The organism is Moorena sp. SIO3A2 (assembly GCF_010672265.1).
Taxonomy (GTDB): Bacteria; Cyanobacteriota; Cyanobacteriia; order Cyanobacteriales; family Coleofasciculaceae; genus Moorena; species Moorena producens.
The window spans coordinates 15,422-30,507 of record NZ_JAAHHC010000018.1 but is presented as its reverse complement, the minus strand read 5'-3'; the positions used below and the strand labels follow the sequence as shown (position 1 = coordinate 30,507).

General features: G+C 44.0%; 12 protein-coding genes and 1 pseudogene. 11 read left to right on the top strand and 2 right to left on the bottom strand.

Going from position 1 to position 15,086, the window contains the following annotated elements; all coding sequences use genetic code 11:
- Nucleotides 1-5: 5 nt before the first annotated feature.
- Complete coding sequence (locus tag F6K64_RS20660; protein ID WP_008185803.1) at nt 6-305, bottom strand: hypothetical protein; 300 nt, start codon at nt 303-305, stop codon at nt 6-8.
- 833 nt (nt 306-1,138) lie between these two features.
- Here F6K64_RS20660 and F6K64_RS20655 point away from each other — a divergent pair.
- The 10 genes and pseudogenes from F6K64_RS20655 to F6K64_RS20610 all read left to right on the top strand — a co-directional run bounded on the left by F6K64_RS20655 (nt 1,139) and on the right by F6K64_RS20610 (nt 11,287).
- Nucleotides 1,139-1,393, top strand: coding sequence for a DUF6444 domain-containing protein (locus F6K64_RS20655; RefSeq protein WP_008185805.1), 255 nt, complete (start codon nt 1,139-1,141; stop codon nt 1,391-1,393).
- 77 nt (nt 1,394-1,470) lie between these two features.
- Nucleotides 1,471-1,911 carry a transposase gene (locus tag F6K64_RS20650; RefSeq protein WP_008185807.1) on the top strand — a complete coding sequence of 147 codons (441 nt, stop codon included), beginning with the start codon at nt 1,471-1,473 and terminating at the stop codon, nt 1,909-1,911.
- A pseudogene (locus tag F6K64_RS20645) lies at nt 1,884-2,049 on the top strand (IS66 family transposase); the annotation flags it as partial. The gene F6K64_RS20650 and the pseudogene F6K64_RS20645, both read left to right, overlap by 28 nt.
- Nucleotides 2,050-2,984: 935 nt before the next feature.
- Nucleotides 2,985-3,947, top strand: a complete 963-nt coding sequence (locus F6K64_RS20640) for a glycosyltransferase family 2 protein (protein WP_008185809.1) — start codon at nt 2,985-2,987, stop codon at nt 3,945-3,947.
- Between the two features lie 96 nt (nt 3,948-4,043).
- Nucleotides 4,044-5,483, top strand: a complete 1,440-nt coding sequence (locus tag F6K64_RS20635; RefSeq protein ID WP_044493605.1) for an oligosaccharide flippase family protein — start codon at nt 4,044-4,046, stop codon at nt 5,481-5,483.
- Between the two features lie 402 nt (nt 5,484-5,885).
- On the top strand, nt 5,886-7,211 hold the full coding sequence (locus F6K64_RS20630) for an O-antigen ligase family protein (RefSeq protein WP_287266222.1): 1,326 nt from the start codon (nt 5,886-5,888) through the stop codon (nt 7,209-7,211).
- Between the two features lie 154 nt (nt 7,212-7,365).
- A complete protein-coding gene (locus F6K64_RS20625; RefSeq protein WP_008185812.1) occupies nt 7,366-9,393 on the top strand; it encodes a GumC family protein in 2,028 nt (675 codons plus the stop codon).
- Nucleotides 9,394-9,396: 3 nt separating this feature from the next.
- Entirely contained in the window at nt 9,397-9,882 is a 486-nt protein-coding gene (locus F6K64_RS20620; protein ID WP_287266219.1) for a hypothetical protein, read from the top strand.
- Nucleotides 9,883-10,087: 205 nt separating this feature from the next.
- Nucleotides 10,088-10,483, top strand: a complete 396-nt coding sequence (locus tag F6K64_RS20615) for a hypothetical protein (RefSeq protein ID WP_287266218.1) — start codon at nt 10,088-10,090, stop codon at nt 10,481-10,483.
- Nucleotides 10,484-10,702: 219 nt separating this feature from the next.
- Nucleotides 10,703-11,287 (top strand): acyltransferase, encoded by a 585-nt coding sequence (locus F6K64_RS20610; RefSeq protein WP_287266216.1) that lies wholly within the window; start codon nt 10,703-10,705, stop codon nt 11,285-11,287.
- A gap of 216 nt (nt 11,288-11,503) precedes the next feature.
- Here F6K64_RS20610 and F6K64_RS20605 read toward each other — a convergent pair whose 3' ends face one another.
- Nucleotides 11,504-12,193 (bottom strand): ComF family protein, encoded by a 690-nt coding sequence (locus tag F6K64_RS20605; protein WP_008185817.1) that lies wholly within the window; start codon nt 12,191-12,193, stop codon nt 11,504-11,506.
- A gap of 278 nt (nt 12,194-12,471) precedes the next feature.
- Here F6K64_RS20605 and F6K64_RS20600 point away from each other — a divergent pair, with 278 nt between their 5' ends.
- Nucleotides 12,472-15,075 carry a putative PEP-binding protein gene (locus tag F6K64_RS20600; RefSeq protein WP_008185818.1) on the top strand — a complete coding sequence of 868 codons (2,604 nt, stop codon included), beginning with the start codon at nt 12,472-12,474 and terminating at the stop codon, nt 15,073-15,075.
- Nucleotides 15,076-15,086: the final 11 nt, after the last annotated feature.

Genomic DNA, 15,086 nt, shown 5'->3' with positions numbered 1-15,086 from the left:
GGATTTTAATTGCATAGTTGCCAGTTTTGAAAAAACTTTTCATACCCACTCCTCATCTCTCCCTCTCCCCTCACAGCGGTTTCATTATAGCCGCAAATCTCGATAAACCAGGGCAGGTGACCGAATTTGGGACTGAGCTTTTGACGGACGCTATCAGCGTGTCGCTGATCAGCCCATTTGGTGATCACCTTTTGCTGATCAGTAGTCGGACCAAAGTTTTTATCGCTATGTAAATTTTTGTAAATTTTTATGGGATCTGCTTGGAGTAAGGATGGCAAATTTTTTAACTTTTCTTCATGTAGCACCGTTTATTTTTGAAAGAACTTCAATTTGTAATACATTAAGTAATACAGCGGTTGGCCATTGGGTGAGGTACAAATTCTTGGGTTTTAGGGAACTTCGGATCAGGGAACAGGGAAAAAATCCTGAGGTGCGACCCGAAGGCGCGACCCAAGGCCGGGTTACCCGGCCTTGGAGGCGCGCAGCTAATGGGAATTTAATAATTAGATGCGGAAAGCGCACCTATGTACCTTATAGTCATGAAAAACGCTGTATATAAAAACCTCATGCTGAGTGATCATCCCAACTAGAAATACTTAGAATTATTTAACAATTTGCGATTAGCCCTTCGGGCGATAAGGTCAACCCCATTGCAAAATCCTCAAAATTCGTAATCTTTTAGAACTACACAATGTAGTGAGTAATTTTTGTGACAAGATGCTCACAAGTGACCCAAACAGAACCCAAACCACTCGCTATTGCATCAAAACGGGGTAATAAACTTGAATGTTTCTCATAACTGAAGTCACACCGTTCATTTGTACTACTTTCAGCCTCAAACTCTCTTACTGTAAACGATGTAGCGATTGAGTTTCCCAAATATGTACCCATGTAGGTTTTGGCTTGATGCTTGCAATCATGGTACTATGCACAAAAATAGCATTCGCTTCAAATCCTTTCAAATGCTTTTCAGGAGTCGCTTCTAAATGTACCCAGTAGCGGTAGCTTAAAAATGGCTGGAAACCTCTCTAGGCAAGGGTTTTTATGAAATCGCTAAGGGTAACTTCAGTCGTAACCGTCCCAGCCTCCAACGAAGAAATGTGGGTTTCAGTGGCGATTCTGTGGTAAGATTGGGTTTATGAGTGTAGAGATTAACATCCCAGGGATTCAAATTCCTTTGGGAGATTGGGATGCCACCCCAGGGAGTGTAAAAGCGGTGGTAACAGTTTTGAGTGAGCGTTTGGCCTATATAGAAGAGCAACTCAAGCAAAATTCACAAAATTCATCTCGTCCCCCCTCAAGTGACGGTTTTGGTCAGCAAGATTTGTCAAACCCCCAGACTCTCAACAAGAAAAAGACAAAGAAAAAGAAAAAGTCTAGCAGTGATGGCTGATCCGAGAAAACACCACAGCTCTATCCGCTCGAAGCCTGTAGCGAAGTCCATTCCCATGTACCAGATATTGGTCAGCATTGTGGAGAGCAGTTGAGCGGCTTCGACCAGCGCACCCTTATCGTGATCAAATCGTTGATATTCCGCCGCTATCGGCCAAGGGAATTGAACATCAACTGCATCAGTTGGAATGCACTTGCTGCGGCAGGAAGAACCGTGCACCACTCCCTGCCGAGGTACCATCATTAGGCTTAGGAGACCGATTAGCGGCAGTGGTTGCAAGGTTTAGTGTAGAACATCGCCAAAGTCACCGGATGGTGAAGTCCTTACTTGCTACAAAGTTTAGTGTTGAGCTTTCCCGTGGGAGGATCAATCGTCTTCGTCACCAGGTGAGTGAGGCGGTCGCAGCTCCAGTGGAACAAGCTCAGCAGTATGTTCAAGGCCAGGGGTTTGTTCATAGTGATGAAACCAGCTTTAGCCAAGGCAATGGTGATGGACTTTTGTATATGTTCCAGGGGTAGAGCCCACGAATAATGCCGCAGAACGTGCCCTACGCACTGCCGTGATTTGGCGGCGAACCAGCTTTGGTTCCCAATCTCAAGCCGGCAGTGAATTCGCGCACGAGAATTTTGACTGTGGTGACATCCCTCAAAGCACAGCACCAAAAAGGGATTAGGGTTATCGGCTCCATCCCTATTACCACAAACTCTGATCAACACTCAAATACCTATGGTGGCGTAAGGCCATGGGACGGTTACCTTCAGTCATAAGTATGAGTAAGGCTATATAGCGTTGATCGCAGTTATGAGGTACAGTCTTTTTTGACGTTGATTCCCTGTTTTGATGCAGCGCATTCCTCTTCCCTCTTCTGATTTCCCAGATCCGCTGTTCCCTAAAATCCCGAAATTTTGTACCTCATAGCTATGATAATTGCTATATACCGCAATTATACGTAATTTTTACGGGTTTTTACCTAATGAAAAAATGTAGAAAAATAGTAAATATATCGAAAAATAATCTAAAGTATTCACACTATAATTAAATCAGACAAATTGATGAATATAAGTAGGTTTCAAAAAAATAGCTATTTTTGAATTAAAGCTAATTAAAGTCAGCAAATTATTTTTGCATAAAGTAAGATCTACTTAGATTTAGCACATGTTTATAGATGAATGAATGAGCAGATATAGATCAGACCTCGCAGCATTAGTATTGTCTTGATGCAAAGCAGGGTAAAGGCATCTTGTCAATACACTGGGGATAGTTCTCAATAAACCCAGCCTTATTGTGCTTGTTGACAAGGTATTTTCCACATATAGTGTTTATTTAATTACAAAAACATTATATATAGGAATCAGCAAATTAGATACGTTTACCCTGTGATGCAAAGCACGAGTGGGGAGGGGCTGCGTGGCTCGATAGTGGTACACAAGTAGTGATTTTAGCACCGGAAATCATGACCAGACCTTAGCCAAATCACTACATCTTTTGAACTTCAATAATATTCTTCACCCGATGACCCCATCATTTCATCATCATCTGTATTATCTGTAGTCTGAATAAGTGAAATAGATATTAGAGATAGGAGTTTTGAATGATTACTTCACCAAAAGTCAGTGTTGTCGTTCCTGCTTATAACGTTCGCTCCTACATTTGGGAAGCGCTAGTCTCTCTTGAGGGTCAGTCTTGTCGAGAATTTGAAGTCCTCATTGTTGACGACGGCTCTACTGATGATACCGCTGAACTGGTTAAACCGTTTTGTCGGCGGGATTCACGCTTTCAGTTATTGCAGAAGTCCAATGGAGGACTCTCATCGGCTCGTAACTATGGCATCCGTCATGCTCGTGCTAGCTACATCGCTCTACTTGATGCAGATGATGTCTACAAGCCGGAGAAACTAGCTAACCATGTGGCTGTACTGGATCGGGAACCAGAGGTAGGGGTTGTCTACAGTGCCTCACAAGCAATCCGTGATGATGGAAGTCCCACGATAATGCGTCTGAGTGGTAAGCCAGTTATGTCTGACCCACTCCTAGCCCTACTGTGCAAGAATTTCATTGGTCATGGTTCTAATGGTGTATTCCGAAGCTGTCTAGTGGATGAAGTCGGGGAATTTGACGAAGGGTTACGCAGTTCAGAAGATATAGATTTCTGGTTAAGAATTGCCGCTACGGGACGCTGGCGTTTTCATCGGGAGCCACAAGTCTTGTGTTGCTACCGAGTTCGTCCTTCTGGACTTTCTTTTAACATAACACAAATGCAGCATTCTCATGAACAGGTACTTAAATCAGCTTATCAACGCTCTCCAGAATTGGTAGAGACAGTATTGCCGACGGCTTACGCCTATATGTATCGCTACCTAGCTCGATTATCCCTAACTGCTGGTGATGCAGCTAAAGCTGTTCACTTTATCAACCAAGCGTTAGCTGCCAATAGCTCAATCTTCTATCGGGATCCGCGATCGCTTCTGACGCTCGTAGCTGTACGTCTGGCACCACTAGCCAAGCTGGTGATTAAGCGATCGCTTGGCTCCGTAGAATACAGAGCAAACAACTAAAAATTTTGTATTAGTCATCAGTCATTGGTCATTGGCCTTTGACGTGCAAGCCTTTTACATGCAAGCCTTTTGTCCCTTCCAAACCTTGCTAACCTAATGAAACTCAGCTCGTTACTCACAAGTGGGTTCTGGACAACATACGGAGCCCTCGGGACACGTCTGCTGGTATTGCTAAGTAACCTGATACTAGCAAGGTTGCTGTTGCCATCTGAATTTGGGGTGATTAGCGTTGCCTATATTTTTTGGTCTTTCCTGAATTTGTTCACCCAAGGCATCATCAACTCTTTTATTGTCTACAAGGGCATTGAAGACCAGCGTTATTTAAATACAACATACACAATTGCTATTGCCAGGGGATTGATGTTGGCAGTGGCAATGGTGGCGATATCTCCCCTAGCGGCTAACTTTTTCGGTGTACCAGACCTGGTATGGATTCTGATCGTGTTCGCCTTTAATCTGGTGGTGGCTTCTATCCAGTCTGTTTATCAGGGAGTACTCACTAGACAGATGAGGTATCGGGAAATAGCCCATGCGACCATAATCGCCTCGTTAGTGCGAGTAGTCTCTACCACTGGTTGCGCCTTTATCGGTTTGAGCTACTGGTCATTTGTAGTGGGAGATGCGGCTTTTTGGTTTATAGAGTATTGGATTAGTCGTGGTCATGTAGAACACAAATTCCGCTTACAGATTGATCCACAGGCTAGCTCAGAAGTTTTGTCGTTCTGTTTTGGTGCCACTGGCTCCAGTTTGGGATTTTATGTAAATGCCAATGGTGACAACTTTGTCATTGGTAAACTGCTGGGTAATACGAATTTGGGATACTACAACTTTGCTTACCAATTGACCCAGACAATTAACACTGTAATGGGTGAGGTGATTAATCAGGTAGGAATGTCCTCCTTCGCCCAGTTAGAGAATGACGAACAGCAGCAAAGTGTTCTAGTCACAATGGTTGAACAAATGGCTTTCCTGGGGGCTCCTCTATACGCCTTATTTTTTTTAGTGGTAGACGATCAGCTCATCTCTATGATATTTGGCCAGAAGTGGGTGCCAGCCTGCCAGGTGATTCCTTGGTTACTTGTGTTTGCTTACTTTAGGCTGATCAATAATTCACTGATTAATATGCTTGCAGCAAAAGGCAGAACTGGGATTAACGCCAAGGTTAACCTTATGATTGCTCCGGTCGCTTTCTTGAGCTTTATCATTGGTGCTGAGCAAGCAGGACTAATTGGGGTGGGAATTGCAGTTGCTTTCGTGCTAGGAATTGTCTGGACAGTCTACTGGTGGTGGGTAGGTTGCCGAGCACTAGGTTGGCCATTGATGAAGTTTTTACTTCCGTGCTTTAAAGCTGCTCTGATTGTACTGTTAGCCATTGTCAGTTGTCTAGGTTTACCAACAATCCTGAAGCCCTTCCTATTTATGAGTCTCTATATCGTCTGTATGCGCCTGATCGCTGCCAAACAATTTTTGAGTTACCAGTCTCTACTAGGGAAATTGGCTAATCAGCTGACAAAGTTAGGTAAAAGTCAGTTATAAGCTAATAAATTCAGTAAATTTACTGAATGTTAGGTTAACCGAATTCACTGTTTAATCCGTAATTTTTCTAATCTAAATTAAGGCATTAAATAGGCACAATGTTATTGTAGCTGCTCATATATAGCAGTTATCACTTGAGTAATGGAAAAAGTCATGGATTGTAGGGAGTAGGAATCCCCTCTTCCTTAATCAGGGGGGAAGAAAATTGACTGTACCTCACAAGTATGATAAACGCGATCAAACAATACTGTTATGGAAACGGCAAAACCTTGGGAATATCAATAAAAATAAAAAATGACAAATAACAACCAAAATAACACTATAAACGAACGAAGCTAGTAGATTTGAATCACTCTCATCTAATGAACGTGCTCTAAAACATCAAAGTATGGACTGTTAACTATGACCTCTAGCATACCAGATTTCCACACTAGAAACTTTAAACTGGGTGCCATGTCATTTCCAGAAAAAGTTATTTACTGGGTGATTGTGCTAACACCGCTCTGGTGGTTGTTGGGAATACAAACACTCTTCTACCCAGCGGTAGTTGTTGGTTTCTTAGGAGTCAACTTTGACATTGACAAACTCACTAGAAGATCGATACCCGCCTGTATCTGGGCTTGGTTAGGTATGGCTCTAGTCATGGTCTGGACTGCTACGTTTGGTCTCAATGACGTCGGGTTTGCCTTGCAGAAAATTGCTGCTACGTTCGTAACTTTTTTCAAGAGCTACTGTTTAATTTTTGCCGCACTGCTCCTACCATTTTGGCATGCCATCAGGGTTAAGGTGGTGACCCGTGCTGTAGCTTGGATGGCAACAGGATATTTAGTGACTATCGCCATTGAGATGCTCATGCTGGTAGTGGGATTAGGCAAAGAACCTTTTCTACCGCCCTTAGCCCGTCTAATTCCGGGAGGTGCTTTGAGTTTGCAAGTTACATTTGCTGACTTACAACCTTTTTTTGGTATCCCTTTACCCAGGACAGTTCTTTACACCCCCGACCCCCCCATTGTAGGGGTGTGTTCCATTCTAAGTTTTTTCATCTGCTTGGGTGAAGAAAACCGCCGCTTACGTCAAATATCTGTAGCCGGTTGTTTAACCGCTCTGCTAATTAGTTTTAGTCGTTTATCCTGGGTTTCCTTTGTGATCGCATTGGTGATTACAGCTTGTTTCCGCAGCAGTTTGGCTCGTCAAGGTTCTTTATGGATTGGTTCATTAAGCTCATTACTTTGTGCTCTTTTGGGAGGTCTGACCTTCAGTGATTTAGTGAAAAAGCCCCTAGAAATCTTCAATAGTGCTCGTGCCGAATCCTCTAAAGACCGGGAACTGGTGGTTACTAAAACCCTTGAGGCTTGGCAAGAACGCCCTTTGATGGGATGGGGAATTATACAAGGCTCCGTCAAATGGTTTATCTACGACATTGCTTTGGGTTCCTTTTCAACCTACGCCTCAGTTCTTTATTTGCACGGCATCATTGGCTTTATCTTTTTTATAGGTGCCCTAGGTTCAACCCTTTGGAGTACTTGGATTCCAGCGATTCGTGGTAACTATCATTGCCAGTGGGCATTTGCCAGTCTGGTGGCTTTGTATATGCTTCTCAACGGAACACCCTTGAGCTGGATGGCAGTGTATTTGTGGTATTTTTGGGTCTGGTTAGGGGCAATTCTTGCCGAAATACAGCGAAATGAGCAGTTTGTCTCTCGATGGGAGCAGTTATCTAGAACTTGAAAATGTTTGATTGAAAATTAAAAATCAAAAAAATAGACTTTTATTTATTTTTTGAAAATTAGTTATTAGTTCTTATTTATGAAAATTGCTATTGATTAAATTAATCATTATATAAATTAAAAATTGACACAAGATTGTATTAGGAATATATCTTATGAAAAAAGTAGTTGCGATCCTGAATAGACATTGGATACTTTTATTAGTTTTTAATTCTTTGGTGCTTGCAGCTAGCTTTGGAGCCTTTTCTTTATTAAAGCCTTTTTGGATTGCTAAAGCACAGCTAATTCTACCGGAAACAGGCAAGTTACAAGCTAGTTTAGGAACCCTTGGGTCATTAACTAAGGGGGATTCTGAATTGTCAGCGAAGAGTCATCCTCTGAATATGCAGGCATCTATTCTCAAAAGTGATGCTTTGATGAGGCGCTTGTTGGAGTCTGACCCAGAGAAAACGGATTTTCAAAGGTTAGTTCAATACAAGCAGTTGTTCGCGGTATCTCCTCACCAGGAATCGACGACCATCTGGTTGAATGCGACTGGGGCTAGTCCAGAATTAGCAAGAGATCGAGTCAGGGCACTGATCAGTGCGTATCAGGAGCGCCTGAATGAACTGCGTCAAGCAGATGGTACCACTAGGGTTGAGTTTAATAAGAAAGCGCTCGACCGAGCTAAGCAAAAATTGGATCAGTCTCAGGAGGCATTAGCAAAGTTTCAGGAATCCTCTGGTTTAGTGAATAGCGAAGCCCAAACTGAAGGACTGGTGAGGGCAATTACTGATCTGAGTATTAGCCAAGCTCAGGCTCAAGCTGAAGCTCAAGCTAGTCAACATCAGCTTCAAATCCTATCGACTCGTTTGGGTCTTACTCCTAAGCAAGCAATCCGCTCTCTAGGTCTAGCAGAAAACCGGGATTACCAGTTTGTGCGGCAGCAGTTGACTGAACTGGAAGCGACTTTGGTCAAAGCTCAAGCTACTTATACTTATGCTCATCCTGAGATCCAAAATCTGCTGCTACAACGTGAGCAGTTGCAGCAGCAGATTCAACAGTACATCTTTCTAGCAGCTGGTGATACGTTAGTAGACCCGACGCTAACTGATAGTGCTCAAGGAAGAGCAATGTTAATCCAGCAACTGATTCTGGCGGAAAGTGCTGCTAGTGGTCAACAACAACAAGCGGAGCAATTACAGCAGCAGATTGACCAGATGAAAAATACTTTAACGGTGATTCCTGTCCATCAGTCTAGGCTGCTGGAACTAACGCGACAGTACGATGTGGCTGCGGGAGTCTATAACGGTTTAGTTGCTCAAATGGAGCAAGTCAATCTTGATGCGTTTAGTGCTTATCCCAATGTACAGGTGCTTGACCCTCCCACTGTTGACGAGAAGCCTGCTGGTCCGAAGAAGTTGTTAATCATAGCTAATGGTTTTCTGGCATCGGCAGTGGGTAGTATAGCGCTGGTATTGCTTCTAGAACGGCGCAACCCACTGCTGAGTCCCAAAGACCTACAGGCAATCAAGTTCCCGATGGTGGTCAATATCCCTCATCTGAGGCACGCTGGTATGGGATTAGAGCTGGGTACAGAAACGGATGTAGAGTTTCAGCGACTAGCATCGGTGATTAGCTTACGCTCTGGGGAGGACCGTCGCATCTTGATTACTAGCGCGATGGTCTCAGAAGGCAAAACTACTGTCACTCTGGGATTGGCGACAGCTCTGGTAGATTTAGGGTTTCGGGTCTTGGTAGTGGATGGAGATTTCCGACAGGCAACCCTTTCTCAGCGCTTGGGTCATCACCATGACCCCCTCAAACCCGGACAGCCGGTGAAGATCCAACCGAGTCTTGACTTACTGCCTACCTCTCACAAAAAAGGCAAAATTGTGGAGCTGGTGACCCAGGGGAAATTTGAGCAGAGCCTAGCTACTGCGGAGGAATCGGGTGACTATGATTATGTTTTGATTGACAGTGCTCCAGTCAGTATGACCAGTGAAACTGCCCTGATGGCTGCTGTCATCGGTAATTTGTTGTTTGTTGTTCGACCTGAGATTAGTAAGCGTGACTTTGTCAGTGACAGCTTGGAACAACTGGCTCAGCACAATGCTCAACTGTTGGGTTTGGTGGTGAATGGGGTAGAAACTAAGTCCAAACCCTACTTATACAGATCTAGTGATAGTTTAGTGAAGTCATAAGCGATGAAACGTAGAACATTACTCCAGCTAGCTTTATCTGGCGCTGCGATCGCATTCCTCTTACCAAGACTCTTTGATAAGCAAAGCGCTACTAATTCGGTAAGAGCATCACCAATACAAAATTTGTGGTTGTCCGGAAAGTCAATTAAAACTAAAGTTAGGGTGGATTGGGCAAAGCCAGTCGCACAAACTACACCCTTCACCTTTGGCTCCAACGACTACGAAATTACTATTCTGGAAAAGGCATCAGACTCGGTTTTCCAGAAGCGTCTGGCGGAATTGGATATCAGGTTAATCCGCATTCACCATATCGATCTATGGGAACGTTGGACTAACCGAGCTACGAAAAGCTGGGACGAGGCCAAAATTCAAGCCTGCTACGATGCCTCATATCCCCAACAGCCTACCATTATCCAAAATATTCCCTGCTGGCCCAGTTGGATGGCTACAAATCGGCGTGGTCTACTTTCGAGAAAGGAGAATATATAGCAGTCGCCAGGGCAGTTAGGACATGACAAAAGTCTCAAACCTAAGTAAGCGCAAGAGTTTTACTTCTGACAAATGACTTCTGACTTTTGACTTCTGCTATAACATCAACTACTCATGGAACTCTGGTGAAGACCGTCAGAATACCCATGTCGGCGCGGTTTGGTTTGCTTCAGTATTCAAACATTTAGCTGACGCTGGGATTGACATGGCGACCTCCTGGCATCTCAAGGATATGTATTACGGCATGATCGACCACATGAATAATCTGCGACCAGCTGCAACTGTATTTCCCTGGGCGATCAAGTACCTGACTGGCAAGGTGATGTACACCCAGAGCGGCCATAAGTTTGTGGAGGCTATGGCAATAGAGCAGTCAAATGAACTGCGATCGCTATTGTTGATCAATAAATCAGCCAAACCTGCCAGCATCAGGATTGAGGGAGCACTGGATTTTCCCGACACTGAAAGCCTAAAAAGGCTACCCATGTTTTCTTTAGATACCAACGCTGTCAAGAGCAAGACCCTAGCAACAAGACTACTGAAGTACTCATCGGTGAGATTTAATCCTTACTCTCTTGTGCTACTGGGTTTGAGTAATTAGTGATTAGGCATTAGCCATTAGGCATGATAGCACTAGGTATTAAGTACCAGAACCATTAGACAACAGAAGTGAAAAAGATTCAGTGAAAAAAATTCACCGAAGCCTTACCCCACTTCAGCCAACACCTAAACACTAAAAATTAACACCTAACAGCTTGCTCTAACTCTCAAAACTAAATTGACAGAGTACTTAGTCCTTTTGATTCACCAATTTCGTGTCATGCAGCAGATTAATCACCCATTTCTGAAATTTATCGCTCATCTTTATTTTGAGGCTAAGCGTTTATACTATCAGTTTCGATACCCCAATCTCACCCTTGCCAAAGGAGTGCAGATCAAAGGCTCTCTTCAGGTAGCAGGTAGCGTTAAGGTAGTGATTGGCTCAGGTTCTCGCTTGGGTAAAGAGGTATTTATCTATGGTTCTGGTAACGTCAATATTGGTTCAAATGTACTGCTTAATGGGCCTTGTATAGGTTGCGAGTGCTCAATTACCGTGGGAGATGAATGTCTAATTTCTGACTGCTTTCTTGCTGATAGCGATTACCATAACCTACAACCCCACCTGCGTCACTGTCCTCCAGGACCAAAGGTTTCAGCTGAGATTGTGATTGAGCGAAATGTCTGGATTGGAGCCAGAGCTACGGTGATGAAAGGGGTACACATTGGGGAAAATAGTGTAGTAGGTTTAGGCAGTATGGTTCGTAAGTCTGTCCCTCCCGGCGTGGTAGTTATTGGGAATCCCCAGCAAATTGTGAAGCATTTCAAACCAGTCAGTACTGACCAGTTAGTACTGACTGGTCAGTAAGACTCTGTGACTGAAAACTTTGGTACTGACAGGCTTTATTGTTTCTAGAGCATTGCTTGAGTAATCAAATTTGAGGGAAAATCTATAGATTTCAATTACCCGATCACCCGATCACCCGATCACCCGATCACCCGATCACCCGATCACCCGATCACCCGATCACCCGATCACCCGATCACCCGATCACCCCATCATCAACTGATCCAAGTTTTCTCATTACTTTACCGATGCTGTAGATGTTGCGATCGCAACTGACCCATATACGGTTATTCCATGCTTTCTCAGGGTTTGGGTGGCTGATTTGACTGTAGCTCCGCTGGTGTAGATATCATCTAGGATTAGTACGGGTGAGGTGCTATGATGTCTGAGAAAGTGTTTACCAATAATAAAGGCATCTGCTAGGTTTTGCGCTCGCTCTTGGACAGATAAACTAAACTGAGGTTGAGTTGCCCGGACTCTTTCTAAACCCAGTGGTGCTTGTTTGTAACCAGTGAATTCACAAAAACTTTGGGCAATTAGCTCTGCCTGGTTGTAACCTCTTTGTCGCTTTTTTGTAGGGTGCATGGGAATGGGAACTACTATTAATTTTTGCTTTTGGCTACGGGTGGCAGAGGATTTTAACCAAGCTTTACCCAGCCAATGGCCCAAGGGATGTGCTAGCTGGGGTTGGTTTTCATATTTCAGGGCAGCAAGTAATCGTTTTAATGGACCACCGTAATTGCCCCAGACAAACACTGGGAGATTTTGATTACATAAAAATTGATTTTTGTCAAGTTGGCAGCGGAGTAACTGCTGCTCGCAATAATCACACAATTCATCAGAGGCAGGTCGCTCACATAGGGGACAGTTCGATTTCAGAAAGAGACTTAATAGACCGTTTTTAAGGGTCTGAATTCCCTGTAACATAATTTTGGGGATTTATTTGGCATGATATTTCTAAAGATGCCAAGACTAACCCTAAGAATCCCTCAGTATTTCTACCGTTTTCTGCTTCTAAGAGCGTGATGCAAAGCATAGGAAGGATTAATAATATCATGTCCAGTTGACGACTTATCATTCTTGGTTGAGAGTCAATTTTTAATTAACGATTTAGGTGAATACGACGTGATTAATGGTAAGAGATATTATGCCTTCAAGATATGATGCCAAAATCCCGGAGGAATAACAGGATTAGGCGGCGATTTGTGGATAATCTTTACTCTCTTGATCTGATTCAACCTTCAGACTATCCCTTGGTGGGCAATGAAGCCTTTAACTTAAGTCAGCTCTGGCAACGGGATTATCCGGTTGTACCTGGCTTTGTGGTGAGTGCAAAGGCATTGTGGGAATTTATCGCAATTTTAGGTGAGTCTGAACCCCTGTTAGCTGATTTACCTTCTTCTTATCTTTACGTAGATGTAGACAATCCTCGCCAGCTACAGCAAGTGGCTCAGCAAATTCGTCACAAAATTCAAGGGGCGACTTTAGGTTCGGTGTTGGCATCAACCCTATCCGAGATAGCAGAAACTACACTCGCCCCAGCAACAATTTTTCACCCTTCCTTATCCATGACATCACCAGGGTCGGGAATTGAGCAGGACACTGGGGAAACTGAAGTGGCAAGATTAGATCAACCCCAGATTTTTTCAACCTTACCAGAGAAAATTTTGGGATCCTATATTTGCCCTAGGCAACCACTCGCAATGGAACTGTCTTTAAAACAGGTTTGGGCAGAACTATTTCGCGCCAGAAGTCTATTTTACTGGCAACGGCATAGTATTGGTCTCCAGCAGCTCAATTTGGCAGTCTTGATACAACCGATGTGGGATGCGATCGCTTCTGGTAAACTCCAGATTAACCAAGCTGAGGGTTACATCCAAGCGACTTGGGGGTTAGGTACTGCATTGGCGAAGGGGGAAGTAGTGCCAGACTATTACCAAATTGAGATCGAAACTGGTATTGTGCTAGCCTCACGACTGGGTCGTAAAACCCGTGCCTATGGGTTGTGTCTGGAACCAGACTCATTATCACTAACCCAGAACACTGTGCAAGCCTATCTACTCAGTGAGGAGCAACAAAAACAGTACACCCTAAAGGATAAATACCTCCAAGAGCTAATTACTATCAGTCAGCGTCTAGTTGCTGATATTAGTCCTACCTTTTCCCTAGAGTGGACACTATGGCAAACCTCAGAAAACTCAGAACCACAGTTACAAATTACGAAATTTAGTGCTCAAACTGGGCAAAAGTGGGATGCTAGCCAGTTGAGGGTTGAACCGTTACATCATGCTTCCAATGTAGCTTACTCTGTTGGTTCTACTACTTCCTACGGCAAGCTGTTTACGTCTGTACAAGTGAGTAGCCGACCCAATGTGCTTGAAGCCTCATCGGACTCCATTGGGAGCAACTCTAGTGAACACACTGTCAACCCATCCATCACGCCTATGCTTGTGAGAGGATTACCCGCAGCACCAGGAAGAGTTAAAGCCACTGCTCATGTGATATCGGGTGAGGGCAAAAACGTCTCAGCAATCCTCTCTGGTAGAATTTTGGTTGCCCAAAGTGTTTCTCCTGACTGGCTACCTGGGCTCAAGCACGTAGCCGCTATTATTACTGAACAAGGAGGGATAACTAGTCATGCTGGGATTATTGCTAGAGAACTTGGTATTCCCTGTGTTGTGGGTGCGGCTGGTATTACCCAAATTGTAGAAACTGGGGAGTCTCTACTCGTGGATGGGGGACAGGGGGAAGTTTATCGGCTAGGAACTAAGCAAGGGTTTCCGGTTGAAAAATTGCATGGCTCAGGATTAAGAGAAAGGGAAGCAAAAGTAAACTTTCAACCTTCTAACTTTCAAAATACTTTCCCCATTGCTACTCAACTATTGGTTAATCTTAGCCAGCGGGACTCCCTAGAAAAAATTGTGGGTTTGCCAGTGGATGGAGTGGGGTTATTGCGTTCAGAACTGATGATGTTGGAGATTTTGAATAATCTGCACCCCAGTCAGTGGCACAGACAGGGCAATGAACATGAGTTGGTAGAACGCTTGGCTCAGTTAATTGTTCAATTTACGGTTACCTTGGCACCACGTCCTGTATTTTATCGCTCCACGGATTGGCGCTCCCATGAATTTCCATCCCTGAGTGGGGATCACCTGGTAACGGAAGCGGAAGTTAACCCGATGCTTGGTCTACGTGGCACTCGTCGCTATCTGAGTGACCCAGCTAGCTTTGATGTAGAACTGGCAGCTTTACAGGAGGTTTATGCTTACGGCTGCAGGAATTTACGGCTGATTTTGCCCTTTGTACGTACTGTGGAAGAGTTTACCTTTTGCCGCCGTCGGGTAGAACAGGTAGGACTTACTGATAATCCTGATTTTCAACTTTGGATTATGGCAGAAGTACCATCTGTGTTGTTTCTGCTACCAGACTATGTTAGAGCAGGTGTTCAAGGAATTTCTATTGGTACTAATGATTTGACGCAACTTTTACTAGGAGCTGATCGGGAACAGAGGCAGTTGGAAACACTGGTGGCAGGGTGCCATCCAGTGGTCAAGCAAGCAATTCAGCAATTAATCGAAATGGCAAAGGAAGCTGGTATTCCTTGCTCAATTTGTGGTCAAGCTACGGTTCAGGATCCGGAACTCATTGATTTGTTGGTGCAGTGGGGAATTACTTCGATTTCTGTTGATGTTAAAGATGTGGAAGGGACTTACCAGGCAATTACTCGTGCTGAGCAACGTTTACTCTTGGAAGCAGCACGAAATAAGTCAAAAGGCTTGGGTGTAAAAGGCCAAGGGGAAAACATATAAATATATAGAAG

Coding starts and splice junctions, on each gene's coding strand:
- F6K64_RS20625 (WP_008185812.1), top strand. CDS start 7,366: ATGAAAAAAGTAGTTGCGATCCTGAATAGACATTGGATACTTTTATTA.
- F6K64_RS20640 (WP_008185809.1), top strand. CDS start 2,985: ATGATTACTTCACCAAAAGTCAGTGTTGTCGTTCCTGCTTATAACGTT.
- F6K64_RS20615 (WP_287266218.1), top strand. CDS start 10,088: ATGGCGACCTCCTGGCATCTCAAGGATATGTATTACGGCATGATCGAC.
- F6K64_RS20610 (WP_287266216.1), top strand. CDS start 10,703: ATGCAGCAGATTAATCACCCATTTCTGAAATTTATCGCTCATCTTTAT.
- F6K64_RS20630 (WP_287266222.1), top strand. CDS start 5,886: ATGACCTCTAGCATACCAGATTTCCACACTAGAAACTTTAAACTGGGT.
- F6K64_RS20635 (WP_044493605.1), top strand. CDS start 4,044: ATGAAACTCAGCTCGTTACTCACAAGTGGGTTCTGGACAACATACGGA.
- F6K64_RS20655 (WP_008185805.1), top strand. CDS start 1,139: ATGAGTGTAGAGATTAACATCCCAGGGATTCAAATTCCTTTGGGAGAT.
- F6K64_RS20605 (WP_008185817.1), bottom strand. CDS start 12,193: ATGTTACAGGGAATTCAGACCCTTAAAAACGGTCTATTAAGTCTCTTT.
- F6K64_RS20620 (WP_287266219.1), top strand. CDS start 9,397: ATGAAACGTAGAACATTACTCCAGCTAGCTTTATCTGGCGCTGCGATC.